General features: G+C 64.2%; 20 protein-coding genes and 3 pseudogenes. 10 read left to right on the top strand and 13 right to left on the bottom strand.

Annotated features, from left to right (window positions below; all coding sequences use genetic code 11):
- Positions 1–5: 5 nt before the first annotated feature.
- The 3 genes and pseudogenes from ACVWY3_RS11945 to ACVWY3_RS11955 form a co-directional block, all read right to left on the bottom strand.
- A complete protein-coding gene (locus tag ACVWY3_RS11945; protein ID WP_456838618.1) occupies positions 6–1,322 on the bottom strand; it encodes a homoserine dehydrogenase in 1,317 nt (438 codons plus the stop codon).
- Positions 1,323–1,352: 30 nt separating this feature from the next.
- Positions 1,353–2,574, bottom strand: a pseudogene (locus tag ACVWY3_RS11950) (LL-diaminopimelate aminotransferase).
- A gap of 216 nt (positions 2,575–2,790) precedes the next feature.
- Positions 2,791–3,063 (bottom strand): hypothetical protein, encoded by a 273-nt coding sequence (locus ACVWY3_RS11955; RefSeq protein WP_456838619.1) that lies wholly within the window; start codon positions 3,061–3,063, stop codon positions 2,791–2,793.
- A 254-nt stretch (positions 3,064–3,317) separates the two neighbouring features.
- On the opposite strand from ACVWY3_RS11955, the gene ACVWY3_RS11960 reads away from it, so the two are divergent.
- Complete coding sequence (locus tag ACVWY3_RS11960; protein WP_456838620.1) at positions 3,318–5,123, top strand: PHA/PHB synthase family protein; 1,806 nt, start codon at positions 3,318–3,320, stop codon at positions 5,121–5,123.
- A gap of 57 nt (positions 5,124–5,180) precedes the next feature.
- A complete protein-coding gene (locus tag ACVWY3_RS11965; RefSeq protein ID WP_456838621.1) occupies positions 5,181–5,579 on the top strand; it encodes an MAPEG family protein in 399 nt (132 codons plus the stop codon).
- A gap of 371 nt (positions 5,580–5,950) precedes the next feature.
- On the opposite strand, the gene argC is transcribed toward ACVWY3_RS11965, so the two are convergent.
- From argC to ACVWY3_RS11980, 3 genes are all read right to left on the bottom strand, one after another.
- The gene (gene argC, locus ACVWY3_RS11970) at positions 5,951–6,934 is read right to left on the bottom strand and encodes an N-acetyl-gamma-glutamyl-phosphate reductase (RefSeq protein WP_456838622.1); all 984 of its coding nucleotides are present in this window, start codon (positions 6,932–6,934) and stop codon (positions 5,951–5,953) included.
- A complete protein-coding gene (locus tag ACVWY3_RS11975) occupies positions 6,931–7,599 on the bottom strand; it encodes an FMN-binding negative transcriptional regulator (RefSeq protein WP_456838623.1) in 669 nt (222 codons plus the stop codon). The genes argC and ACVWY3_RS11975 overlap by 4 nt, the downstream gene beginning before the upstream one ends.
- Positions 7,600–7,860: 261 nt before the next feature.
- Positions 7,861–8,391 (bottom strand): DedA family protein, encoded by a 531-nt coding sequence (locus ACVWY3_RS11980; protein ID WP_456838624.1) that lies wholly within the window; start codon positions 8,389–8,391, stop codon positions 7,861–7,863.
- Positions 8,392–8,666: 275 nt separating this feature from the next.
- Between ACVWY3_RS11980 and parE the strand changes: the two genes are divergently transcribed.
- Together parE and ACVWY3_RS11990 are read left to right on the top strand one after the other, a co-directional pair.
- Positions 8,667–10,715 carry a DNA topoisomerase IV subunit B gene (gene parE / locus ACVWY3_RS11985; protein WP_456838625.1) on the top strand — a complete coding sequence of 683 codons (2,049 nt, stop codon included), beginning with the start codon at positions 8,667–8,669 and terminating at the stop codon, positions 10,713–10,715.
- Between the two features lie 395 nt (positions 10,716–11,110).
- Entirely contained in the window at positions 11,111–11,902 is a 792-nt protein-coding gene (locus ACVWY3_RS11990) for an outer membrane protein (protein ID WP_456838626.1), read from the top strand.
- A gap of 78 nt (positions 11,903–11,980) precedes the next feature.
- Here ACVWY3_RS11990 and ACVWY3_RS11995 read toward each other — a convergent pair whose 3' ends face one another.
- On the bottom strand, positions 11,981–12,619 hold the full coding sequence (locus ACVWY3_RS11995; RefSeq protein WP_456838627.1) for a hypothetical protein: 639 nt from the start codon (positions 12,617–12,619) through the stop codon (positions 11,981–11,983).
- A 141-nt stretch (positions 12,620–12,760) separates the two neighbouring features.
- Here ACVWY3_RS11995 and ACVWY3_RS12000 point away from each other — a divergent pair, with 141 nt between their 5' ends.
- Entirely contained in the window at positions 12,761–12,946 is a 186-nt protein-coding gene (locus ACVWY3_RS12000; protein WP_456838628.1) for a hypothetical protein, read from the top strand.
- A gap of 23 nt (positions 12,947–12,969) precedes the next feature.
- Positions 12,970–13,740, top strand: a complete 771-nt coding sequence (locus ACVWY3_RS12005) for an SDR family NAD(P)-dependent oxidoreductase (RefSeq protein ID WP_456838629.1) — start codon at positions 12,970–12,972, stop codon at positions 13,738–13,740.
- A 108-nt stretch (positions 13,741–13,848) separates the two neighbouring features.
- Here ACVWY3_RS12005 and ACVWY3_RS12010 read toward each other — a convergent pair whose 3' ends face one another.
- From ACVWY3_RS12010 to ACVWY3_RS12025, 4 genes are all read right to left on the bottom strand, one after another.
- A complete protein-coding gene (locus ACVWY3_RS12010) occupies positions 13,849–14,610 on the bottom strand; it encodes an outer membrane protein (RefSeq protein ID WP_456838630.1) in 762 nt (253 codons plus the stop codon).
- 177 nt (positions 14,611–14,787) lie between these two features.
- Positions 14,788–16,035 carry an FAD-dependent oxidoreductase gene (locus ACVWY3_RS12015; protein WP_456838631.1) on the bottom strand — a complete coding sequence of 416 codons (1,248 nt, stop codon included), beginning with the start codon at positions 16,033–16,035 and terminating at the stop codon, positions 14,788–14,790.
- A 366-nt stretch (positions 16,036–16,401) separates the two neighbouring features.
- Positions 16,402–16,596 (bottom strand): hypothetical protein, encoded by a 195-nt coding sequence (locus ACVWY3_RS12020; RefSeq protein ID WP_456838632.1) that lies wholly within the window; start codon positions 16,594–16,596, stop codon positions 16,402–16,404.
- Between the two features lie 298 nt (positions 16,597–16,894).
- Complete coding sequence (locus ACVWY3_RS12025; protein ID WP_456838633.1) at positions 16,895–18,406, bottom strand: caspase family protein; 1,512 nt, start codon at positions 18,404–18,406, stop codon at positions 16,895–16,897.
- Positions 18,407–18,700: 294 nt separating this feature from the next.
- On the opposite strand from ACVWY3_RS12025, the pseudogene ACVWY3_RS12030 reads away from it, so the two are divergent.
- The 4 genes and pseudogenes from ACVWY3_RS12030 to ACVWY3_RS12045 form a co-directional block, all read left to right on the top strand.
- Positions 18,701–19,664 (top strand): annotated as a pseudogene (locus ACVWY3_RS12030) (helix-turn-helix domain-containing protein).
- A 287-nt stretch (positions 19,665–19,951) separates the two neighbouring features.
- On the top strand, positions 19,952–21,427 hold the full coding sequence (locus ACVWY3_RS12035; RefSeq protein ID WP_456838634.1) for a DEAD/DEAH box helicase: 1,476 nt from the start codon (positions 19,952–19,954) through the stop codon (positions 21,425–21,427).
- 161 nt (positions 21,428–21,588) lie between these two features.
- The gene (locus ACVWY3_RS12040; protein WP_456838635.1) at positions 21,589–22,656 is read left to right on the top strand and encodes a GGDEF domain-containing protein; all 1,068 of its coding nucleotides are present in this window, start codon (positions 21,589–21,591) and stop codon (positions 22,654–22,656) included.
- A gap of 79 nt (positions 22,657–22,735) precedes the next feature.
- Positions 22,736–22,900: pseudogene (locus ACVWY3_RS12045) on the top strand (beta-hydroxydecanoyl-ACP dehydratase); the annotation flags it as partial.
- 29 nt (positions 22,901–22,929) lie between these two features.
- On the opposite strand, the gene ACVWY3_RS12050 reads toward ACVWY3_RS12045, so the two are convergent.
- Together ACVWY3_RS12050 and ACVWY3_RS12055 are read right to left on the bottom strand one after the other, a co-directional pair.
- Complete coding sequence (locus ACVWY3_RS12050) at positions 22,930–23,373, bottom strand: TfoX/Sxy family protein (protein ID WP_456838636.1); 444 nt, start codon at positions 23,371–23,373, stop codon at positions 22,930–22,932.
- Positions 23,374–23,536: 163 nt separating this feature from the next.
- Positions 23,537–23,935: a HesB/IscA family protein gene (locus tag ACVWY3_RS12055; protein WP_456838637.1), complete on the bottom strand. Its 399-nt coding sequence runs from the start codon at positions 23,933–23,935 to the stop codon at positions 23,537–23,539.
- Positions 23,936–23,971 lie beyond the last annotated feature (36 nt).

A 23,971-nucleotide genomic window follows, 5' to 3' on the forward strand; every position in this document is an offset into this window, starting at 1 on the left:
CCGCCTCAGTTCTTCTCGATCCGTATGACCTGCGGCCGTCCGCTGATCACCTTGTCCTTCTGCACGGCGGCGAGCGCGCGACGCACGGCGTCCTCATGCGTGGCATAGGTGATCAGGATGACGGGCACGGGGACCGCCTTGCCGTCGCTCGATGCGGCGCCGCCATTGGGATGACGCTGCACGATCGACTCGATCGAAATCTTCTGCTCTGCGAGCCGGGTCGCGATCGCAGCCGCTGTGCCAGGGAAATCGCGCGCCAGGAGGCGGATGTAATAGCCGCCTTCGTGCCGCTCCATCGGCGCCTTCTTGGTGTCGTGGAGCTGCGCGATCGGACGGCCGAACGGGTTGGCGCGGATGCCACGCGCAACGTCGGCGATGTCGGCGACCACGGCGGATGCGGTGGCAGCACCGCCCGCACCGGGGCCGACCAGCGTGATCGGCGGAATGCCCTCGCCATCGATCGTGACCGCATTGGTGACACCCATGACCTGCGCGATCGAGGACGATTTGGGAACCATGGTCGGATGCACGCGCTGCTCGATGCCCTTGGCGGTGCGAACGGCAACGCCGAGCAGCTTGACGCGGTAGCCGAGATCGGCGGCGGCGCGTAAGTCTTCCGGAGCGATGGAGGAGATGCCTTCGACATACACCGCGCTTTGAGCAACTTTCGTGCCGAAAGCGAGGCTGGCGAGGATCGCGAGCTTCTGCGCGGTGTCGTGGCCATCGACATCGAAGGACGGATCGGCCTCGGCATAGCCGAGCCGCTGCGCGTCTTTGAGGCATTCGGCGAAAGACAGGCCTTCCTGCTCCATCCGGGTCAGGATGTAATTGCAGGTGCCGTTGAGGATGCCGTAGACGCGGTTGATGCCGGTTCCGGCAAGACCTTCGCGCAACGTCTTGATGACAGGGATCGCAGCGCCGACCGCTGCCTCGAAATTCAGCGCACCGCCGCGCGCTTCAGCGGCTTTCGCCAGCTTGATGCCGTGCTTGGCGAGCAGCGCCTTGTTGGCGGTGACGACCGACTTGCCGGCATTGAGCGCAGCCTCGACCGCGGAGAGCGCGGGATCGCCGGCGCCGCCCATCAGCTCGACGAAGCAATCGACCTCGGGATGCGTCGCAAGCGCCATCGGATCCCTGGCCCATTCGACATCACGCAGCTCGATGCCGCGCTTCTTCGCCTTCGAGCGCGCGGTGACGGCGACGACGCGAATGCCGCGGCCGCTGCGGCCCGCGAGCAGGCGTGCCTGTGTCTCAATCAAACGGACAACTTCGGCGCCCACGGTGCCGAGCCCCGCTATGCCCACTTTCAGGGGTGCAACCATGATGTCTTAGAAAACCTGCCGAAGAGAAGCTTAGCGCCGATTGGCGAGTGGAACCACGTTGTGCAACGTTTCGATGCCGCTTTCAAGGAAGCGGCGCACGCCGCGCGCGGCCTGTCTGATCCGTTGCTCGTTTTCCACCATGGCGATGCGGACGTATCCTTCGCCATGCTCGCCGAAGCCGACGCCAGGCGAGACGGCGACGCCGCTTTTCTCCACCATCAGTGTCGCGAACTGCATGCTGCCGATACCGCGGAAGGCCTCCGGCAGCGGCACCCAGGCGAACATCGAGGCTTCCGGAGGCGGGATTTCCCACCCCGCCCGGCCGAACGATTCCACCAGCGCATCGCGGCGCTTGCGGTAGGTATCGCGCATCTCCTTGATGCAATCGTCGGGGACCGTTCAGCGCCGCAGTCGCGGCGACCTGCACCGGCGTAAAGGCGCCGTAGTCGAGGTAGGATTTGACGCGGGCGAGCGCCGCGATCACACGGTCATTGCCGACCGCAAAGCCCATACGCCAGCCGGCCATCGAATAGGTCTTCGACATCGAAGTGAATTCGACGGCGACGTCGATCGCACCGGGCACCTGGAGCACCGACGGTGGCGGGTTGTTCTCGTCGAAATAGACCTCGGCATAAGCGAGGTCGGACAGGATCAGGATCTCGTGCTTCTTCGCGAACGCGACGAGGTCCTTGTAGAAGTCGAGGCTCGCGACATAGGCGGTCGGGTTCGAGGGATAGCAGACCACGAGCGCCAGCGGCTTCGGGATCGAATGCACGATCGCCCGCTCCACGGCTTCGAAGAATTGCGGCGTCGGCTCCGAGGGCACCGAGCGGATCACACCGCCCGCCATCAAAAAGCCGAAGGCGTGAATCGGATAGCTTGGGTTCGGACACAGGATGACGTCGCCCGGCGCGGTGATGGCCTGCGCCACATTGGCAAACCCCTCCTTGGAGCCGAGCGTTGCCACGATCTGGGTGTCGGGGTTGAGCTTCACGCCGAAACGGCGGGCGTAATAGGCGGCCTGGGCCCGGCGCAGGCCGGGGATGCCGCGCGAGGCCGAGTAACGGTCGGTGCGCGGCTTGCCGAGCGTCTCCTTGAGCTTCTCCAGCACATGCGGCGGCGCCGGCAGATCCGGGTTGCCCATGCCAAGGTCGATGATGTCGGCGCCGGCATTCCGCGCGGCCGCCTTGGCCCGGTTGACCTGCTCGAACACGTAAGGCGGAAGGCGGCGGATGCGGTAAAATTCTTCCATGGCTCTCTGGGCTCCGGGCAACCGGTCAGGAGAGAATCGACAGACCATGACGGCCGCCTTCGTAAGGCGCCCCGCCGTCTCGCACAAACCGCTCAAAATCAAATACTTAGAGCAATCTTCGGCGACAGCGGCTGAAGTCGTTCGCCCTGACTCTCGGCTGAACTGAGGTCTTTTAGCACGGCAGGACGGGGGCGCCAGCGATTACCTTGCGCTGCGCTATTTCGCATCCTTGGCGGCAATCGCCTGCCGTTCGCGAGCGGCGGCGAGCTCGGCCTCGATCTTGGCGCGCTGCTCCGGCGGGATGACCGCCTGGTCGCGATCCGGCGGCAGGTCGTGCACCGGCAGATAGCTGCCGGGCTCCTTGGCATGCGCCTGCGCGTCCGCAGGCGTCAAATCGGCAAGCTGGCTGGAGCAGCCGCAAAGCACAATCGCCACGCTCAGTGCGCCACAGATCAGCAGCGACTTTTGCAGGTCCCTAAACGCCAACACTTGGGAAATCCCCTACTCGTCCCAAAGCACGGCCCCGGGCAAACCTACCCGACACCGCGCCCAAGCTCAAACCATTGCTGCCCGAAATGGTGCGAGCGAGAAAACAGCCAGGAACTACCAAGACGAGCGGTGCGGCTCGATTGTGACGGAACCAAGAAAATTTGTCGCATCGCAACACATCTTCGAGATTGTTTGACGCGAAAGATGCGAGCTTCGCGGTGACGAATACGGAATGAATCGTTACTGTTCTGGTCATGAGCACCGTCACGACCGACACGCCCAAACCCGAGACCAAGTTCGATGCGGAAGCCTTCGCGATGAATGTCGCGCGGGCGATGGAGAGCGGCGGCAAGGCGCTCGCGGCCTACCTCAAGCCGCGCGAGAGCGGCGAGGTGCAGGACCGTCCGCCAGCCGAGCTGACGGAAGTGGTCAAGACCTTCACCTCAGTCGCGGAATACTGGCTGTCGGATTCGTCCCGCTCCTCCGACCTCCAGACCAAGCTCGCCAAGGACTATCTCGACCTCTGGGGCTCGGCGGCGCGCCGCATGGCCGGCCAGGACGCCCCGCCCGCGATCGCGCCCTCGCCGCGCGACAAGCGCTTTGCCGATCCGGAATGGAAGTCGAACCAGTTCTTCGACTTCATGATGCAGCTCTATCTGCTCACCAGCAAATGGGCGCAGGAGCTGGTGCGCGACGCCGAACTCGACCCGGCGACCCGCCGCAAGGCGGAGTTCTACGTCCAGCAGGTCACCAACGCGATCTCGCCGTCGAACTTCGTGCTGACGAATCCGGAGGTGCTGCGCGAGACGGTGGCGAGCAGCGGCGAAAATCTCGCGCGCGGCCTGAAGATGCTGGCCGAGGACATCGCCGCCGGCAAGGGCATGTTGAAGATCCGCCAGTCCAATCCGGACAACCTCGTCGTCGGTGTCAACATGGCGACGACGCCGGGCAAGGTGATCTACCAGAACGAGATGATGCAGCTGATCCAGTATTCGCCGACCACGGAGAAGGTGCTGCGCACCCCACTCCTGATCGTGCCGCCCTGGATCAACAAGTTCTACATCCTCGATCTCAAGCCGGAGAAATCCTACATCAAGTGGTGCGTCGACCAGGGCATCACCGTGTTCGTGATCTCATGGGTCAATCCCGACAAGCGGCTCGGCAACAAGGGCTGGGAAGACTACATGAAGGAAGGCCCGCTCACGGCGATGGACGTGATCGAGAAGGTCACCGGCGAGATGAAGGTGCACACCGCCGGCTATTGCGTCGGCGGCACCATGCTCGCGACCACGCTGGCCTGGCTCGCCGAGAAGCGCCGCCAGCGCGTCGCGTCGGCAACGTTCTTCGCCGCCCAGGTCGACTTCACCCATGCCGGCGATCTCCTCGTCTTCGTCGACGAGGAGCAGATCGCAGCGCTCGAGCAGGACATGAAGGCGGCCGGCGTGCTCGAAGGCTCGAAGATGGCGATGGCCTTCAACATGCTGCGCTCCAACGACCTGATCTGGTCCTATGTCGTCAGCAACTATCTGAAGGGCCAGCAGCCGAGCGCGTTCGACCTGTTGCACTGGAATTCCGACGCAACGCGGATGACGCAGGCGAACCATTCCTACTACTTGCGCAATTGCTATCTGGAGAACCGGCTGTCGACCGGCACCATGGTGCTCGACAACACCTTGCTCGATCTCTCCAAGGTCAAGGTGCCGGTCTACAACCTCGCCACCCGCGAGGACCACATCGCACCGGCGGAATCGGTGCTGTACGGCTCGCAGTTCTTCGGCGGTCCGGTGAAGTTTGTGCTGTCAGGCTCCGGGCATATCGCCGGCGTGGTCAACCCGCCCGCCTCGAACAAGTACCAGTACTGGACCAACGACAACATCAAGGACGTCACGGTCGCGGACTGGATGAAGGGCGCGGTCGAGCACAAGGGCTCGTGGTGGCCGGACTGGCGCGAATGGCTGGGCAGCCTCGATCCGGAGGAAGTGCCGGCGCGCAGCGTGGGCAGCGATGCCCTGCCCCCGATCGAGGACGCGCCCGGCAGCTATGTCAGGGTTCGCGCATAGCGCAATGGCGCGCACTTTCGTATAAACTCACGACATCGCTTTGGAGGGGACCGGGTTATGACGCGCGAATTGTTCTGGCTGACCTGTACGGTGATCCTGACCGGGATCCTCTGGATTCCTTACACCATCAACCGCTGCCAGGTTCGGGGGCTTAGCGGCGCCTTGGCCAACCCCTCGCGCGGCGACAAGCCGCAAGCCGAATGGGCGAACCGCCTGATGTTCGCCCATGACAACGCGGTCGAGAACCTCGTGCTGTTCGCACCGCTGGTGTTGATCCTGAACGCGATCGACTATTCCTCGAAATGGACTGTGCTCGCCTGCGCGGTCTATTTCTGGTCGCGCGTCGCGCATCTGATTGTCTATACGCTGGGCATCCCGGTGTTCCGCACCCTTGCCTTTACCGTCGGCTTCCTGGCGCAGGCCGTGCTGGCGCTGGCGATCTTCAGGGTGTTCTGATCGCGCGGCAACGCGTCGCAATGCATCACGACGCCAACCGGGATCGAACACGAGCCCCTGTTCATGGGCCGCCGCGACGTCCACCGCCAACGGTGCGCTCGCCCCTGTCGGCACGTTCTCGCGCACCGAGCGCATCGGCCAGAACGTCGACCTGATCACCGCCCGCATTAACGACCGGTTCGGCGGCCCGCTCATCGCGAAGTACTGAGCGCACCAACCCCGCAGCCGTCATGCCCGGGCTGTCCCGCCTGTGCGGCCGAAGCCGCTTCGGCGCGGCGAAGGCCCGGGCATCCACGTTCTTCGTGCCGCGTAGCCAACGTGTGGATGGCCGGGTCAAACGACCAAGCCCGGCCATGCGCGCAAGTGCGCCGCTACTCCTCCGGCAATCCCAGCATCAGCCGCATGTTCTGCACGGCGGCACCCGAGGCACCCTTGCCGAGATTGTCGAGCCGGGCGACCAGCACCGCTTGGTGATATTTGTCGCTGGCGAAGACGTAGAGCTCGAGCATGTTGGTCTCGTTGAGGGCCTCCGGCTCGAGCCGGCCGCCCTTGGTCGCCTCGTTCTGAAGCGGCATCACCTTGACGTATTTCGAACCGGCATAGCGCTTGGCCATCGCGGCCTGGAGGTCGGCACCACCAGGCTTGCCCGGCAGCGTATCGAGCTGGAGTGGGATCGAGACCAGCATGCCCTGCCGGTAATTGCCGACCGAGGGAATGAAGATCGGCCGCCGCGTCAGGTTCGAATAGAGCTGCAGCTCCGGCAGATGCTTGTGCTCGAAGCCGAGGCCGTAAAGCTCGAATGACGGCGCGCTGCCATCCTCGAAGCTCGCGATCATCGACTTGCCGCCGCCGGAATAACCGCTCACCGCGTTGACGGTGACGGGATAATCGCGCGGCAAAAGGCCGGCATCGACGATCGGCCGCAGCAGCGCGATGCCGCCGGTCGGATAGCAGCCGGGATTGGATACCTTGCTCGCGGCCTTGATCTTGCCGGCCTGGTCCGGCGTCAATTCGGGAAAGCCATAGGTCCAATCGGGCGCAACCCGGTACGCGGTCGAAGCGTCCAGCACCTTGGGCGCGGAATTGCCCATACTGTCGACCAGCGCGACCGTTTCCTTCGCGGCATCGTCCGGCAGGCAGAGGATGACGAGGTCCACCTCTTCCATCAGTGCCTTCTTGGCCGCGGGATCCTTGCGCTTGTCGTCGGCAATGGTCCTCACCACGACGTCGCTCTGGAGCTTCAGCCGCTCGTTGATGCCGAGGCCGGTGGTGCCGGAGCCGCCGTCGACGAAGACGGTGGCCGGCTTTTTCGGTGCGCCGGTGGTCGGGACTTTGGTGGTTTCCGTGAGGCTCATGGCGCGCTCCTTTCGAGCATATTGGTTTCGTTCACGAAGGCCTCCGGCCTCACGTCCTGCATCAATTGTGCGATCTCTCTGGCATCGGCATCCGGCTGTGCCCCGAGCGCATTGGCGATCGCAGTATAGTCGGCGTCCGACTTGTGCTGGTTGAGCTTGAAGCTGCCTTCAACCTCTTCAACCGTCATGACCAGACCCACGATCCCCTTCTTCAGCGCCTCAAGCCGGCCCGCCGTCATCTTGGCCGATGTCCAGGGCTTCTTCGGCAGCAGCCAGTTCTCGAACTTGGCGCTGAGCGTATCGATCTGCACCGCCAGCTCGTGGTCCGACATCAGCCGCACCGGTCCGCTCAGATGCACCGACTGGTAGAGCCAGGTCGGCACCTGGTCCGGCGAGACGTACCAGTCCGGCGACACATAGGCATCGGGGCCGTTGACCGCGAGCAGCCAGGACGCATCACCGCCCGCAAGCTTTAGCAGCGGATTGTGACGGGCGACATGAAAGGCGGCCTGCGGCGTGCCGTCGGCGCCATAGGTCAGATAGAACGGCAGCGGCGAGGCCACCGGCTTCTGTCCGTCAAATGCGCACATGGTGCCGAAGCCGCGCTCCTCGGCGAACTTCAGGCTGGCGGCGCGGTCCTGCCTAAAAAAGGGTGGCGTGTACATCATGGTCTCCTGCTGGGTCTCCTTGGGGGAGCCGCCGGATCAGATCGCGCTGACAGGAGAAAGGATGCCGCGGATCGGGTCCAGCGGCAAAGACGATGATCTCAAACGCGATCAACCGCCCAAACCGCTAAAGCGCGGCGGCGGCGACGGGCGAACAGGATGGTCGCGGCGTTGATCATGGCGCGCGGCTATAAGGCCGCAAGGTTCCAAGGTCAAGTCCAAATACGTGGCGCATGAGGACCAGGCGGCCCAGCTGCCCGGTCAGATCAGGCGCCAGATCCATTCCATCAGCTTCGCCATGACATCGCCGAACAGCAGCAACGCCGCCGCCCAAATCAGCGCGGAGATGAAATTGGCGGCCTGAAAGCTCCAATACGGCATCTCGAAGATGCCGGCTGCGAGCGGCACCGAGGCACGCAGGGGCCCGAAGAAGCGGCCGATGAAGATGCTGGGTACGCCCCAGCTGCGCACGAAGGCCTCACCCTTGGGCAAGAGTTCCGGATAGCGCGAGAGCGGCCACATCTGGGCGACTTGCTCCTTGTAGCGATAACCGAACCAGTACGAGACCCAGTCACCGAGCGCGGCCCCGAGGCCGCCGGCGATCCAGACCGGATAGAAGCTGATCCCGCTCGCCCCGATCAGCGCGCCGATCGCCACCAGCGCGCCCCAGGCGGGGATCAGCAGGGAGATGAATGCGAGCGACTCGCCAAAGGCCAGCAGGAACACGATCGGGGCAGCCCAGGCCTGGTGAGCGCGCACGAAGTCGGCCAGTGCGTGCGCAAACTGCTCCATTCAGAAATAGCCTTCCCGCCCTGCCTCAAGGTGCTGCTCGATGAAAACGACTGGTAAGCCAAGGACTTGTGTGACATCAAGTCACAAAACCGACGCCAAACCGGACCGGCGCGTCAAATTGCCGGGAATTGGCGGGGCCTGCGGCGTAAAATCGCCGGGATTGGCTCCCACCCACGCCCACCAGGCCGGCATGCGGTGACCTCGACAGGTGAGCCGTGGCATAGTCGCGCGAACCGATTCGCCGCCTGCGCGGCCCTCAAAACGCATCAAGATATATGTCCAAGCAGTTGAAAACAAAAAGCAAAGACGATTTGTTCGGCGGCAATGAGCCGAAAGCACGTGCGAGCGCCGCGAAGGCAGCTCCGCGCACGGGCGGTGGCGAGGCGGATTACACCGCCGCCGACATCGAGGTGCTCGAGGGCCTGGAGCCGGTGCGGCGCCGGCCCGGCATGTATATCGGCGGCACCGACGAGAAGGCGCTGCATCACCTGTTCGCCGAAGTCATCGACAACTCGATGGACGAGGCGCTGGCGGGACACGCGACCTTCATCGGCGTCGAGCTCAGCGCTGACGGGTTCCTGACGGTCACCGACAACGGCCGCGGCATCCCGGTCGATCCGCATCCGAAATTCCCGAAGAAGTCGGCGCTCGAAGTCATCATGTGCACGCTGCATTCGGGCGGCAAGTTCGACTCCAAGGTCTACGAGACCTCGGGCGGTCTGCACGGCGTCGGCATCTCCGTGGTGAACGCCCTCTCGTCGCATCTCGAGGTCGAGGTCGCGCGCGGCCAGAAGCTCTACCGCATGACGTTCGAGCGCGGGCACCCGAAGGGCAAGCTCGAGGACCTCGGCAAGGTCAACAATCGCCGCGGCACGCGCACGCGCTTTAAGCCCGACACCGATATCTTCGGCGCCAAGGCAGCATTCAAGCCGCAGCGCCTGTTCAAGATGACGCGCTCCAAGGCGTATCTGTTCGGCGGCGTCGAGATCCGCTGGAACTGCGCGCCCGAGCTGCTCAAGGGTATCGAGGATGTTCCGGCGGAAGCCACATTCCACTTCCCCGGCGGTCTCAAGGACTATCTCGCCGCGGCGATCCACGCCGACACGCTGGTGCATCCCGACATCTTCTCCGGCAAATCGGGCCGCAACGGCTCGCATGGCGCCTGCGAATGGGCCGTCGCCTGGACCGCGGATGCCGACGGCTTCCTGTCGTCCTACACCAACACGGTGCCGACGCCGGATGGGGGCACCCACGAATCCGGCCTGCGCAGCGCGCTGCTGCGCGGCCTGAAGGATCACGCCGAGCGCGTCGGCCAGGGCAAGCGCGCCTCGTCGATCACGTCGGAGGACGTGATGGTGGGCGCGGCCGTGATGCTCTCGGTGTTCGTGCGCGAGCCGGAATTCCAGGGCCAGACCAAGGATCGCCTCGCCACCGCCGAGGCGCAGCGCATCGTCGAGCAGGCGATGAAGGATCCGTTCGACCATTGGCTGTCGGGCAATCCGAACATGGCCAACCGGCTGCTCGACTTCGTGATCGACCGCGCCGAGGAGCGGCTGCGCCGGCGACAGGAGAAAGAGACCGCGCGGAAAACTGCCGGCAAGAAGCTGCGCCTGCCCGGCAAGCTCGCCGACTGCACCGATGCCGGCACCGAAGGCTCCGAGCTCTTCATCGTCGAGGGTGACTCGGCAGGCGGCAGCGCCAAGCAGGCACGTGATCGCAAGACGCAAGCGGTGCTGCCGCTGCGCGGCAAGATCCTCAACGTTGCCTCCGCCGGTAAGGACAAGCTGACGGCGAACGCCCAGCTCTCCGATCTCGTGCAGGCGATCGGCTGCGGCCAGCTCGCGCATTACCGCGAAGAGGATCTACGCTATCAGCGCATCATCATCATGACCGACGCCGACGTCGACGGCGCGCACATCGCTTCGCTGCTGATCACGTTCTTCTACCGGCAGATGCCGCGGCTGATCGACGAGGGGCACCTCTTCCTCGCGGTGCCGCCGCTCTATAAGCTGACGCACGGCTCGAAGTCGGTCTACGCCCGCGACGACGCGCACAAGGAGGCGCTGCTCAAGAGCGAGTTCAACGCCAACGCCAAGGTCGAGGTGAACCGCTTCAAAGGTCTCGGCGAGATGATGCCGGCGCAACTCAAGGAGACCACGATGGATCCGAACAAGCGGACGCTGCTGAAAGTGGTGCTGCTCGCCGACGATCGCGACACCACCGCCGATTCGGTGGAGCGCCTGATGGGAACCAAGGCTGAAGCTCGCTTCGCCTTCATCTCCGACAAGGCCGAGTTCGCGAGCGACGAGCTGCTGGACGTCTGAAGCAGGCTCCAATGCCTTGCATGAAGCCCCGGCCATCGGCCGGGGCTTTTTGTTGCGGCCAGGCCTCAGCGTGGCCCGCGAGAGGGCGACTCGGCCAACGACTCAGGGCGCCAAAGGCTGAGGCAGGACTGCCTCCGTTCCGGACAAAGGCGATGGTGCTAACGAAAACCTACTCCGGGCGCGAAGGCTAACGCCCGATGTAAAGCATTGTGATTACTTCTATTTCTAGATTTCAACCAACCGCGTTTCGAAACCCGGCCGGAGGGCGTTTTCCGGCGACTGTGCCTGCGCAGCAACAGCATTTCCAGGAGAACCGTCTATAGTCCCGTCATCAGATGACACGGACTTCGGTGCGCTCGCGCCTGCTGCGACAGAAAAAGGTTGGGGATTTTGACATGAAGAAGATTTTGCTGGCTCTGACCGCTGTTGCGGCAATGACGGGTTCGGCCTCGGCGGCCGATCTGGCTGCTCGCCCCTACGTCAAGGCCCCGGTTGCGGCGCCCGTCGCCAACTGGACCGGCTTCTACATCTTCGGCGGCGGCGGCGGCGGCCTCTCGAACTCGGACCAGCGCGTCCAGACCACGGTTGGCGCTATTCCGCTGACGATCGATCAGCGCCAGGGCGGCTCGGGCTGGTTCGGCACCGTCGGCCTCGGCTACGACTGGCAGTTCAACAGCACCTGGGTCGCCGGCGTGTTCGCCGATGGTCAGTTCGGCAGCATCCGCGGAACGGTGCAGGATCCGCTCCTCTTCGGTGGCATCACCGGCAGCCAGAAGCTGGAAGACTCCTGGGCCGCTGGCGTGCGCCTCGGCTGGCTGGTTGCTCCGAACGTTCTCACCTACGTCAACGGCGGCTACTCCGGCGCTCACTTCGGCAGCACGAACTTCCTGACCCTGGCCGGTGTCCCCGCGGGCGTTCATCTCAATGGTTACAACCGCAACGGCTGGTTCGTCGGCGGCGGCGTCGAGAACAGCCTGAACTTCTTCGGCATCTCGTCGCCCGGCTGGTTCATGAAGACCGAGTACCGTTCGGCCTTCTACAACGCCAAGACCCAGGACATCCTGTCGGACGCCACCAATCTTCCGGTCGGTGGTCAGAGCATCCGCGCCAACAGCTGGAACCAGACGATCTCGACCTCGCTGGTCTACCGCTTCAACTGGACCGGTCCGGTCGTCGCGAAGTACTGAGCGACCAAATACTGATCCGAACGCAAGTTCAGGCGTCAAAGCCCCGGCATCGCCCGGGGCTTTTTCGTTGCGCGTGCTTTAGCGGCTGATGCTGGCCTTGAGCGATCGGTAGGCCTCTCCAAGCCGGGCTTCGATCGTGGCCCAATCGGCCTCCGAGATCCTCTCACCGCGCGAATCGCGAAACGCCATTGCCTCCGCCCGGGCGATGCCGAACTGCTGGATGCCGGAATCGTCCGCGCTTTTGCCGTAGGTTAGCGCGGTGACGCGAGCGATGGTGAGACCGTAGTCGCGCGGCGCCACCGCCTCGCGGCGCGCCTGCCACCAGTCGAGCTCGAGACGGGCGGCCTCGGCCATGTCGAATGCGGCGGGCGCGGCTTGCGCAAAATCGCCATAATACGCCATGAGGGCCGGCAGCGCCGCATCGGCCTCGCGGCGCGAGCGCGTCGGCTGGAACGTCCTGGCGGCTTCGGCGGCGCTGAAGGCGATGTGCAGGCTCTTCAGCGGGGAGAAGCCAAACTGCGTCCGGGTCGATTCATAGAGGTGGTAGAACAGGGCGCCATAACGCTTGTCATAATAGTCGCGCCACATTGCGGTCTCCAGCCGCGCCATCTCGGCCGGATCGAAAGCGCGCAGATCCGCCTGGCGCGGAACGGCGGCATAGGCCGCGACTAGCGCAAGCCCGGCCGCGGCACCAAGCGCCATCTTCCGTTGGGACATGCTTGCTCCCTCGCAGCCGTCTTGCGTCTGCGGCCATTGTATCCGAACCGAAGCTACGGCTAGTCTGGCGGTAAGTTTTCGCGGCTGGCGGCGATCTTGATCCCGCAGGCCACGACAGAAGCGGACCGACGGGAGGAATGCATGCGCAGATTTCTGCTTGTCGCAGGCCTGTTCGCCCTCGCCCTCGGGCTGCTCTGGATCGGCCAGGGCACGGGCACCGTCCCCTGGCCACGATCGAGCTTCATGGTCAACCAGCTGCAGTGGGCCGGCTATGGCGCCGCCATGGCCGGCTTCGGGCTGGTGCTGATCTGGCAGAGCAACCGATAGAAGAAACCAGGGAATACAAGCATATGACATCCAGCCGGTTCGATCTCCGCGGCAAGGTCGCGATCGTGACGGGAGGCAATGGCGGCATTGGCCTAGGCCTCGCCCACGGATTGGCCGACGCCGGCGCCGACATCGCCGTAGTCGGACGCAACGAAGCCAAATCCGCCGCCGCCGTGGCCGACCTCAAAGCGCGCGGTGTGAAGGCGATTGCCGTCGCCGCCGACGTGACCGACAAGGCGGCGGTCACTGCCATGATCGATGGTGTCGTCAAGGAGTTCGGCCGTATCGACATCCTCGTCAACAACGCCGGGATGAGCATCCGCAAGCCGCCGCACGAGCTCGAACTCGACGAGTGGAACAAGGTGATCGACACCAACCTCACCAGCGCCTTCGTGTGCTCGAAGCTCGCCTATCCCGCGCTGAAGGCGTCCGGCAACGGCAAGGTGATCAACATCGGCTCGATGATGTCGATCTTCGGCGCGAGCTTCGCGACCGCCTATGCGGCGAGCAAGGGCGGCATCGTGCAGTACACGCGCGCCTGCGCCAATGCGTGGGCGCCCGACAATATCCAGGTCAACGCCATCCTCCCGGGCTGGATCGACACCGACCTCACGCGCAGCGCGCGGCAGCAGGTCGCAGGTCTGCACGAGCGGGTGCTTGCGCGCACGCCTGCGGGCCGCTGGGGCGACATCGACGACTTCGCCGGCATCGCCGTATTCCTCGCCTCCCCCGCCTCGAACTTCGTCACGGGCACGGCGATCCCTGTCGACGGCGGGTTCTCGGTGATGGCGTGAGGCTGCCTCGCACGCGAAGACCTGCGTGCAAAAAAGAAGCCCCGGACCAGGCCGGGGCTTTTGAATTTGGCAGTGATCGTCTTCTTTTGCTGATCGGTCGTTCGTTGCTCAGTAGCGCGCGATGACCGGCGCGTCGAACTTGTAGCTCGCGCGCACGACGGCCCACTGGATGTCGCGTGGCTTGGCATCAAAAGTGTAGTTCGCCGCAGTGCCGCCGAGCTGATAGGTTTGGCCGCCGAACGCCGCATAATTGTATTCGAGGCCGACGATCCAGTTGCGGGTGATACCGTACTCCCAGCCGGCGCCGACGGTCCAGCCGTTGGCCCAGTGGGTCTGACCACCCGTACTCGTCACGACCGGATCGGCGACCGAGAGCCGATTATTGACGCCGGCGTAGCCGCCCTTGACGTAGAACAGGTTGTTCTGAACCGCGAAGCCGGCGCGACCGACGACAGTCGCGAGAACGTTGGCGCGCCAGGAGAACACATCGTTGGCCGGGCCGAACGCGGTGTTCCTGAATGAACCCTTGTTGTCGAGGCCGGAGATCGTGCCTTCGATGCCAAACACGTAGTTGTTGGCCTGCCAGTTGTAGCCGATCTGAGCGCCGCCCATGACGCCCGAGTTACGCTGACGATAGCCCTGTCCCGGCGTCAGATCGCCGAAGCCGCCGCCGTTGCCGTTGTTGATGAACTGCTCGTTGGTCCAGGCGCCACCGATATGGCCGCCGACATAGAAACCCGTCCAGTTGAACAGCGGCTCGACATAGGCGGGCGCCTTCGTGTAGCGCGCACCGAGATCGGCGGCGGAGGCAGCGCCGGTCGAAACCAGAGCGGTCGTGCAGGCGAAGGCAGCAATCAGTTTGTTACGCATGGTACACCCCGTGTCCTTTGATGGGCGCACGCTCACACGCAGGTCTTACTCAAATTTGAATCAAGAAAGTTAAGACGCCGGATTGGCACATCGCGCACCGTGAATCCGTCTGCGCTGTTGCACGTGCGCAACGCGCCGCGCGCGATTTAACGCGGCATTATCCCTGCCGCCCACGCATTACCGTGCCGGAGCGGCCTTCGACTGCACATGCTCGGGCCGCACGCCGATGGCGAGGAAGCGCGCGGGGATGCCTTGCAGCCACGGCAAGGCGGTGAGGAGGCGCAGGACCAGCGGCACCTTCAGCGGCCGATCGCCGCTCTGCAACGCGCCGCTGATGATGTTGTTCTGCACGATCACCTGCATCGCCTGCGTCATCCGCACCGGAAATGCGCGCCGGCGCCGCACCGCATCGAGTTCATCCTCGGCGGGGCAGCCGCGCTGAAGCTTGTCGGCGAGCAGGTTTGCGGTCGCGACCGCATCCTGCACCGCGAGATTAACGCCGACGCCGCCGACCGGCGACATCGCATGCGCGGCATCGCCAATGAGCAGCAGGCCCGGCCGTGTCCAGCGGCTCAGGCGGTTGATCGCGACGGTGAGCAGCTTGACATCGTCAAAACTCTTCACGTCGGCGATGCCGGAGCTGAGGATCGGCGCCATGCGCACGACGTCATCGAGCAGCGCCTGCAATCCCCTCGCCTTCACCGCATCGTATTGCCCTTTGGCGATGACATAGGCGCATTGCCAATAGTCGCCTCGGTCGAAGGTGACCATCATCTTGCCGGGCTCGATGCGCGCGAACAGGTTCTCGGTCTCGTCCGCCTTGCGACCGGCGCGGAACCACAGCACGTCCATCGGCGCGCCGATCTCCTCGACCGCAAGACCCGCGCGCTCGCGCACGGTCGAATGCCGGCCATCGCATGCGATGATGAGATCGGCCTCGATGTCGATCGGCCCATCCGGCGTATTCGCGCGCACGCCCGCAATGATGTCGCCACGGCGGATCAGGTCGACGGCTTCCGTGTTCATCATCACCTTGAGGGATGCGAACCGCTTGCCGGCCGAGCGCAGGAAATTGAGGAAGTCCCATTGCGGCATGAAGGCGATGAAGGGATATTTCGTGTCGAGCCGGCTGAGATCGGCGATGCGCACCTTTATGCCGCCGAACAGGCCGTCCATTTTCTGCAAACGCTGATGCGGCAGCTTCAGGAATTCGTCGATCAGGCCGAGTTCATCCATCACCTGCAACGTCGAGGGATGCACCGTGTCACCGCGAAAGTCGCGGAAGAAATCCGCGTGCTTCTCCAGCACCGCGACGTCGATGCCGGCGCGCCCGAGCAGATAGCCCAGCATCATGCCGGCCGGCCCGCCGCCGACGATGCCGCATCGGACTTTTGTAGTCCGGCTCGGTGCTTGATCGGATGTCATTGTCGCCACAACATGCGCCGCCGCCTGGAGATTGGGGAGTCCCTTCTCAACCATTGAATGCAACGGAAAAACCGGCTTCCGCAGAAAGTTCCGGTTTCACAGCTATAGCGTTCGGCCCGCTCCACAAGGAACTTGCTCGAACCGTAGCCATACGGATTTTCCCGCCATCCGGACTTGCCTAAGATCCGACTCAATATTGGCGGGGTCAAAAGTTGTATCGCCATAAAAGATCGCGTCACTCAAGAACGCGGCTCTCGAGGGAACCAAGTGGGGAAAGCCAATGGCCGAGGCGTTGCAGATCAATTTCGCACTGTGGGGTATGATCGTCTGCGCGGCGATCAAGATCAGTCAGTTTCTGGCGGCAGGTTAGCCGAACACCATCCAGCTGATCGCGGCGATTGCAGCGCGGGTGATGACGTAGAGCCAACAGATCATCTCGACGCCAACAGCGGCAAAATAGGTGCCAGCAAAGGCACGCTCGCGGATCGGCGTCTTGTTGCCAGCGATTTTCTCGGCATCGATGTCCGCACCCAAGCTGGGCTGACTAGCCATGTTCGACATGTCTCACCTCCGGTGACGGAGTATGGCGCAGGAATGTTGCGTCCAGCCGACAGCCAGGAAAGCGCCGGGCGGCAGCCTGGCAATGACGAAAAGGCCTGAAATATCTGGCGCACATTCCGCTACCGGAACTTGCAAAAAGCATAGCTTTGCAGGTTTTCCCCAGCGTAGCCGTCATTCTAAGGTTGCGTATCGTCTGAGCAGCCTGTGCTCACGGCGGCGGCCGTTGTGTAGATCATGGTTCACGCTCGCGGGGTGTTCGACGGTTCAGAGCGTGACGACGGCTGATTACAGAGCCGCGTTAATTGTTGCTGCGGTTTGCCGTGCGGAAACTCTTGATCTCCGACACGCTGCCGTCACGATAAGTCAGCTCCACCGAAACGAATTGTGTGCCGGGGGCGAGCTTCATGTAGAGCGGCATGCCGGCGGTGATTGCACTGGGATCGCGCATGTCGCAATTCGGCATCTTCAGCACCTGATTTGGGACAGCGGTGTCGATGCCGATGCGCACCTCGCGGATGGCGCAGCGGTAGGACACGAGATGCGTGTAATAGACCAGCAGCCCGTTGAACTCGCGGAATGACAGCCAGCTGGTCGCGGTCATGTCGAGGATCTTGCGCTGGTCGCGGATGAGCGCGGCCTCGGGATCGAATCTGATCGGGAACGGCCCCTGCATGTCGCCGGACTGGTCGACATAGCGGACCTCGATGGTGCCGGCCTGCGCATCCGGCGGCAATTCGATCGACGGGTTCGGCATCCGCTTGCGAGTGCGCGGATCGAGCGTGTCGATGAAGCCGGTCTCGCGGAACTCACCCTTGCCGGCCATGCGCCAGGAAATCCCGAGCGTCGGATCGGCGAACGAGAACACCACGCTCCAGCCGCCATTATGGCGCGAGAAGCTCGCGATCGGCGCGTTGGCGATTTCCTCCTTCGGCGGGCGCGGCACCGCGACCGGCGGCAGCGCGGCGATCTTCTGCGGCGGCTCGGCGGGACGCGCGGCGGCGTCCTTGGCCATGCCGCTGAGGAAGACATCGTCGACCATCTGATCGAAATAAACTGGCACCTGCTTGTGCCGGACGGTGTCGGCCATCTCGCTGACCAGGCGGCGCGTGCGCTGCGCCACCTGCACGAGGTTCTCGCCGGGCTGGAGCAGCTCCTTGGCGAAGGTGCGCGTGAACACCGAATTGGGGTTGGCGTCGTCGTTGGACAAACGGTCGAGCGCGGTCTGCCGGGGACCGGCCGAGAACACCGAGAACACGCCTTCGGGCAGCTGCGTCATCGGCGCGAGGCCGCCACCGCCAGCGACCGCGCGCGTGCCGGCGCGCTCGAACGGATTGTTGCGGCAGGCGTCGAACACCAAGATCGAGGTGCGCGCCTTCTTGTTCTGGAGCCGCTCGACGATCCGGTCCGCGAGAATGGAGGCGTCGCGCACCAGCTCTTCTTGACCTTCGGTCGCCGACGGCACATCGGTCGGCAGCAGATAATTCTGGCCCGCGATCTCGAAGCCGTGGCCGGCATAAAAGAAGAACGTGGTGTCGCCGGGCTCGATCACCCGGTCGAAAGCGAGCAGCGTCTCAGAGAATTGCTGACGGTTCTGGTTCTCGGCGATCATCACCTGGAAGCCGAGCTGCTTCAGCGTGTCGCCCATGGTGCGGGCGTCGTTGACAGCCTTGAGCAGCTTCGGGACGTTGCGGTAGTCGTTGTTGCCGACGACGAGCGCGACGCGCTTCTCGGCATATGCGGGCAGCGCGAAGCCGCCAAGGCTCACCGCCAGACCAAGGGCTGCCAGAATTCTGAAAAGCCGACGCGTCATCGAAATAAATCCCGTTGCAGAACGGCCGGCCCCCCGGGCTCCCTGGAACGTCGTTCATTGGAAGCCTCCGCCGCTGATGTGATAGTCGGCCGAGCCATATCGGCGGTTCAAGGTCGCCGGGCTTATCTGGCCTATGGCAGATTCCGGCGGAATCTGCTTTTTCTAAAGCATGATCCGGAAAAGCGCGAAGCGGTTTTCCGAAAGATCATGCTCAAACAACAACCTAAAGCGCGATGACGATTCATCCCAATCTCATCGCGCTTTTGGGGCGTCGCGCTGCAAGCGGGGGCTGCCGTGTATCGCTGGTGTACTGACGAAGTCGAACCGCATGACCGCTTCGACTATTGGCGCGAGGTGCGGGCCAAGGGATTGTTCGGCGTCACCGCCGAGCTCGAGCGCGAACGGCGCGCCGACTTCTTCGGCGAGTTCTCGCTGCGCCAGCTCGGCGGCGCCGGCCTTGTCGAGCTGAAGGCCTCGCCCTACACGGTCGAGCGTAGCACATGCGACATCGCTTACGCCCCTAGCGATGCCATCTGCGTCTACCAGCAGCTCGGCAGCGGCGGCTGGTTCGGTGGCATGCGTACAAGCGATTTCGCGATTGCCAACGGCAGCTTCGCCACCAGCCATACCGACCTGCCCTACCGCACCGCACCGCTCGGCGCCGCAGGCTTCCACCTGCGAATCGTGAAGATCCCGATGAGCAGCATCCCGGTCCGGGACAAGCGGATGCGCGAGCTCGCGCCGAAGACCTTCAACGACCACGCTCTGGCGCCCTTGCTCGCGGCCTGCTTCACCGATCTCGTCGAGGCCGCCACGGACGAGGGCGCGACCGGACACGACGTCGCTCGTCCAGGCGCTCGCCCATCTCGCGCTGATCGAGCGCGGCATCGTGCGGGCCGGCAGCCGTCGCGGACAAGCCGCGCTGCGGACCGCCCGCCTCTCCCAGGCGCGGCACCTGATCCTGCGCCATCTGCAAAACCCGCAGCTGGTACCGGCCATGGTGTCCGACCAGCTTGGCGTGTCCGTGCGCCACCTGCACATGCTGTTCGAGGCCGCCGAGAAGAGCTTCTCGCAGACGGTGACCAACGAGCGCCTGAAACAGAGCCGCCGTCTGATGCGCGAGGCGCCGGAACGGCTGATCGCCGACATCGCGATCTCCTGCGGCTTCGAGAGCCTTGCGACCTACTACCGGGTCTTCAACGCCGCCTACGGCATGGCTCCAGGCGACTTCCGGGCTCAGGGGCAGGAGGGGCGTTAAGCATGGGTCTTGGCGGTTCCGGCCTCGCGGAAAACCCCAGACGCACCCGGTATTTGGCTAAAAACCTCAGGTTTTTTAGGGTCTTCCCGCGCCCGCTCCATTGACTTTGGCCAATTCCTGCCTATGTTCCGGAGCGACGCGGCTCAGGTCGGAGACCGATTCCTGAGCCTGGCGCTTTGTTCGCGTGAGTCAGCACCCCCAGCTTCTTTGAGAGCGCGCCGTTTCGGGGTGGAACGCGACAGCCTTATTACCCTCGATTCCGAACGGCGGTTTCGACCAGAGGCTCAATGTCCTTTTCAAATCTCGGACTGTCCGAAAAAGTCCTCGCCGCAGTGGCGGCCACCGGTTACACCACCCCCACCCCCATTCAGGAACAGGCGATCCCCCACGTCCTCGCACGCAAGGACGTGCTCGGCATCGCCCAGACCGGCACCGGCAAGACCGCGGCTTTCGTGCTGCCGATGCTCACCATCCTCGAAAAGGGTCGTGCCCGGGCGCGCATGCCGCGCACGCTGATCCTAGAGCCGACCCGCGAGCTCGCGGCCCAGGTGAAGGAAAACTTCGACCGTTACGGCGCCGGCCAGAAACTCAACGTCGCGCTGCTGATCGGAGGCGTCTCGTTCGGCGACCAGGACGCCAAGCTGATGCGCGGCGTCGACGTGCTGATCGCCACCCCGGGCCGCCTGCTCGACCACACGGAGCGAGGCGGCCTCTTGCTCACCGGCGTCGAGTTGTTGGTCATTGACGAAGCCGACCGCATGCTGGACATGGGCTTCATTCCCGACATCGAGCGCATCTGCAAGCTCGTCCCCTTCACGCGGCAGACCCTGTTCTTCACCGCGACCATGCCGCCGGAGATCCGGCGCATCACCGAAACCTTCCTGCACAATCCGCAGAAGGTCGAAGTCTCCCGACCCGCCACCACCGCCGTGACCGTGACGCAGGCCCAGGTGCCCGCCGGACGCGAGGCGCATGAGAAGCGCGAGCTGCTTCGCCGCCTGCTGCGCGAGGCCAAGAACCTCAAGAACGCGATCATCTTCTGCAACCGCAAGCGCGAGGTCGCGATCGTTCACAAGTCGCTTCAAAAGCACGGCTTCAGTGTCGGCGCGCTGCACGGCGACATGGACCAGCCGGCCCGCATGGCCGCGCTCGACCAATTCCGCAAGGGCGAGCTGCCCCTGCTCGTCGCCTCGGACGTCGCCGCGCGCGGCCTCGACATCCCCGAGGTCAGCCACGTCTTCAATTTCGACGTCCCCCATCACGCCGACGACTATGTCCACCGCATCGGCCGCACCGGGCGCGCCGGCCGCACCGGCACCGCGATCTCGATCGTGACGCCGCTCGACCAGAAGTCGATGGCGGCGATCGAGAAGCTGATCGGCCAGAGCATTCCGCGCGCCGAAGGCGACTACGAAGTCCACGCTGAAGCCACGGATGCGACCGAGCGTCCGCGCGAGCAGCGCGGTCGTGAGCGTTCACGCGGCGGACGCGGCAAGCAGCGGGGCCGCGACCGCGAGCGCAGCCAGGAGCCGCGCGAGACACGTGGCGAAGCACGGCCTTCACCCGAACCCAAAACCACATCCGAGCCGAGACATGCGCCCGAGCAGCGCCGCGGCTCGCGCCAACAGGCCCCGACCTCGCATGTGCCGTCGATTGGCCGGCCCGAGCCGCGCCGCCAGCGCGATGTCGACACCGAGCCGGGCGATCACTCGCATCTTCCCGCATTCCTGTTGCGGCCGGTTCGCTCGCCCGCGGGCGCTTGAAGCGCGATGCTTCAGTTTGGTTGAAACAGACGTCCATACACTTTTTCAGACGCATTCGAGAACGTATATTTACGGGTCGTTCACGATCGTCCGTTAGCCTACGAACATAATTTAAGGATTGCAGCGATCGGCCGCGTACCGATCGCCGTGGGGAATGTTCCGTGGTCAAGGTGCTCGACGAACACGAACGCACGATGGCGTTCGCCGAGGTAGCGCTCGGTCAGATCCGATCGCTTCGGCAGACGGCAATCCCCCGCAATTACGAGATCTGGTACGTGTACGCCACCGGCTACAACGCGCCGCTCAACAAGATCATCAACGAGACGCTGGCGCGCAACGGCAAGCTGACCGAAGCCGATCTCGAGCAGATCTACGAGACCTATCTCTCCCACATCAAGACCACCGACCGCATCGACAAGGTCGGCGCGCGCGTCATCGGCGAGATCGACGGCGTGATGAAGGTCCTTGGCGAGGCGCTCGGAATGACCGGCTCCTACGACGCCAGCCTGTCGGCCGCGACCGGGAAGCTGGCTTCGGCCAAGAACCGCGACCAGATCAAGGCGATCGTCGAAACGCTGCTGCGCTCGACCGGCGAGATGCGCGAGACCAACAAGGCGCTGGAAGATCGGCTGACGCTGTCGAAGAACGAGATCAGCAACCTCCAGCAGAGTCTGGAGGCGATCCGCGCCGAGAGCCTGACCGACCCGCTCACGGGCCTCGGCAACCGCAAATATTTCGACCGCATGATCGGCATGGCCGTGCAGAGCGCGCTGGCGAGCGGCGAGCCGCTGTCGCTGCTGCTGTTCGACATCGACCATTTCAAGTCGTTCAACGATTCCTACGGCCATCTCACCGGAGACCAGGTGTTGCGGCTCGTCGGCCTGTCGCTGAAGCAGACCATCAAGGGCCAGGACATCACGGCGCGCTATGGTGGCGAGGAATTCGCGGTCGTGCTGCCCAACACGGCGCTGCGCCAGGCCCTCACCGTCGCAGATCATATCCGCCGCGCGGTGATGGCGAAGGAATTGAAGAAGAAGTCCACCGGCGAGATCCTCGGCCGCGTCACCATCTCCGTCGGCGTCTCCATGCTCAAGGAAGGCGACGACACCGACGCGCTGATCGAGCGCGCGGATGCCTGCCTCTACGCCGCCAAGCGTAACGGCCGCAATCGCGTGATCTGCGAAGCCGATCCGGAATTCGCCGTCGAGAGCCACAGCCGCGTGGCCTGAGCGGCTGGTTGCCGCGCTTGACCTTCCATTCTGGCGGACGACATCTTCCTCGCGGCCTGAGCATCGAGGATTCGTCGTTGTGCCCAACAACCCGCATGACTTTCACACGCCACAGCCGTCCTACACCAAGGGCGAGCTGCTGAGATCGAGCGAAGGCGGCTATTTCGGCCCGGGCAACGCGCAACTGCCGGCGCCGCCGATGCTGATGATGGACCGCATCACCGAGATCGGCCTGGACGGCGGCGGCAAAGCCGTATAGCCCCGTTCCCACCCCTACAGGTGGGCACGCTTCGCTTTGCCCATCCTACGAACCGCTTTCTTGGCCGGCTGTTTCTTCGCAACAGCCTTTCTTGGCTCCGCCCTCTTCACCGCCGTCTTCTTCCCCTTCGGCCGCTTCTTCACCTTGGCGCGCTGGGCCGCGGCAAGCGCCGCTCGCGCCCATTGCGCTAGCTCCGCGGAATCGTCGAACAGCCGTGCCGGCAGCTCCCAGTAGGAGTTGACCGTCACGGTCTTGGCGCGGGTCGAGTACTGGAACGGCTTTGACCCCTCGGCCTCAAACTCCGGAATGGTCACCTCGTCGGCGCGGAAGAACAGGCCGGCGCGCAAGGACAGCGCGAAATTGGTGCCGTCGGCGGAGATGCCGTAGCCGGAAAACATCTTTCGGATGGTGACGGGGCCGAAATCGGCGAACAGGTCCATCAGGAATTCGCGGTCCATGCGCACGCTCTCTCGTGCCCCGGACGCAGCGCAGCGTACAACGATGCGCTGCCGAGCCGGGGCCCAGTCGCTCTATAGCTAAAAGTATAGCGTGGGTCCCGGCTCTGCGCAGCAGCGCAAGCGCGCTGCACCGCGTCCGGGACACGAGAGCCGTGTGTGGAGCTTACCCGTCGATCTTCGCGGGACGCAACTCGACCGACTCGCCGCAGCCGCAGGCGGAGACCTGATTGGGATTGTTGAAGACGAACTGGGCCTGCATCTTGTCGGCCTTGTAGTCCATCTCGGTGCCGAGCAGGAATAGCACGGCCTTGGGGTCGACCAGGATCTTGACGCCCTTGTCCTCCACGACCTCGTCGGTCGGACGGATCTCGTGCGCGTATTCGACCGTGTAGGACTGGCCGGCGCAGCCGCCGTTCTTCACGCCGACGCGCAAGCCCACGATCTCGGAATCGGCGCGCTGGGTCAGCTCGGTGATGCGCTGGGCAGCGGCATCGGTCAGCCGCATCACCTGCGGGCGGGGCCGCCGGGGCTTTGGTGTCGAAGCTGTTGTCGCCTGGGTCATGTTATTTATGTGGTCCGTTGCGGAACGAATTCAATG

The sequence above is a fragment of the Bradyrhizobium sp. USDA 4486 genome, from assembly GCF_054057995.1.

Bases quoted from the DNA above. Each gene is read 5' to 3' on its own strand.
- ACVWY3_RS12010 (WP_456838630.1), bottom strand. From the start codon at position 14,610: ATGCGTAACAAACTGATTGCTGCCTTCGCCTGCACGACCGCTCTGGTT.
- ACVWY3_RS12035 (WP_456838634.1), top strand. From the start codon at position 19,952: ATGTCCTTTTCAAATCTCGGACTGTCCGAAAAAGTCCTCGCCGCAGTG.
- ACVWY3_RS12025 (WP_456838633.1), bottom strand. From the start codon at position 18,406: ATGACGCGTCGGCTTTTCAGAATTCTGGCAGCCCTTGGTCTGGCGGTG.
- ACVWY3_RS11980 (WP_456838624.1), bottom strand. From the start codon at position 8,391: ATGGAGCAGTTTGCGCACGCACTGGCCGACTTCGTGCGCGCTCACCAG.
- ACVWY3_RS12000 (WP_456838628.1), top strand. From the start codon at position 12,761: ATGCGCAGATTTCTGCTTGTCGCAGGCCTGTTCGCCCTCGCCCTCGGG.
- ACVWY3_RS12055 (WP_456838637.1), bottom strand. From the start codon at position 23,935: ATGACCCAGGCGACAACAGCTTCGACACCAAAGCCCCGGCGGCCCCGC.
- ACVWY3_RS11965 (WP_456838621.1), top strand. From the start codon at position 5,181: ATGACGCGCGAATTGTTCTGGCTGACCTGTACGGTGATCCTGACCGGG.
- ACVWY3_RS12005 (WP_456838629.1), top strand. From the start codon at position 12,970: ATGACATCCAGCCGGTTCGATCTCCGCGGCAAGGTCGCGATCGTGACG.
- parE (WP_456838625.1), top strand. From the start codon at position 8,667: ATGTCCAAGCAGTTGAAAACAAAAAGCAAAGACGATTTGTTCGGCGGC.
- ACVWY3_RS11960 (WP_456838620.1), top strand. From the start codon at position 3,318: ATGAGCACCGTCACGACCGACACGCCCAAACCCGAGACCAAGTTCGAT.
- ACVWY3_RS12050 (WP_456838636.1), bottom strand. From the start codon at position 23,373: ATGGACCGCGAATTCCTGATGGACCTGTTCGCCGATTTCGGCCCCGTC.
- ACVWY3_RS12015 (WP_456838631.1), bottom strand. From the start codon at position 16,035: ATGACATCCGATCAAGCACCGAGCCGGACTACAAAAGTCCGATGCGGC.
- ACVWY3_RS12020 (WP_456838632.1), bottom strand. From the start codon at position 16,596: ATGTCGAACATGGCTAGTCAGCCCAGCTTGGGTGCGGACATCGATGCC.
- ACVWY3_RS11945 (WP_456838618.1), bottom strand. From the start codon at position 1,322: ATGGTTGCACCCCTGAAAGTGGGCATAGCGGGGCTCGGCACCGTGGGC.
- ACVWY3_RS11975 (WP_456838623.1), bottom strand. From the start codon at position 7,599: ATGTACACGCCACCCTTTTTTAGGCAGGACCGCGCCGCCAGCCTGAAG.
- argC (WP_456838622.1), bottom strand. From the start codon at position 6,934: ATGAGCCTCACGGAAACCACCAAAGTCCCGACCACCGGCGCACCGAAA.
- ACVWY3_RS11995 (WP_456838627.1), bottom strand. From the start codon at position 12,619: ATGTCCCAACGGAAGATGGCGCTTGGTGCCGCGGCCGGGCTTGCGCTA.
- ACVWY3_RS11990 (WP_456838626.1), top strand. From the start codon at position 11,111: ATGAAGAAGATTTTGCTGGCTCTGACCGCTGTTGCGGCAATGACGGGT.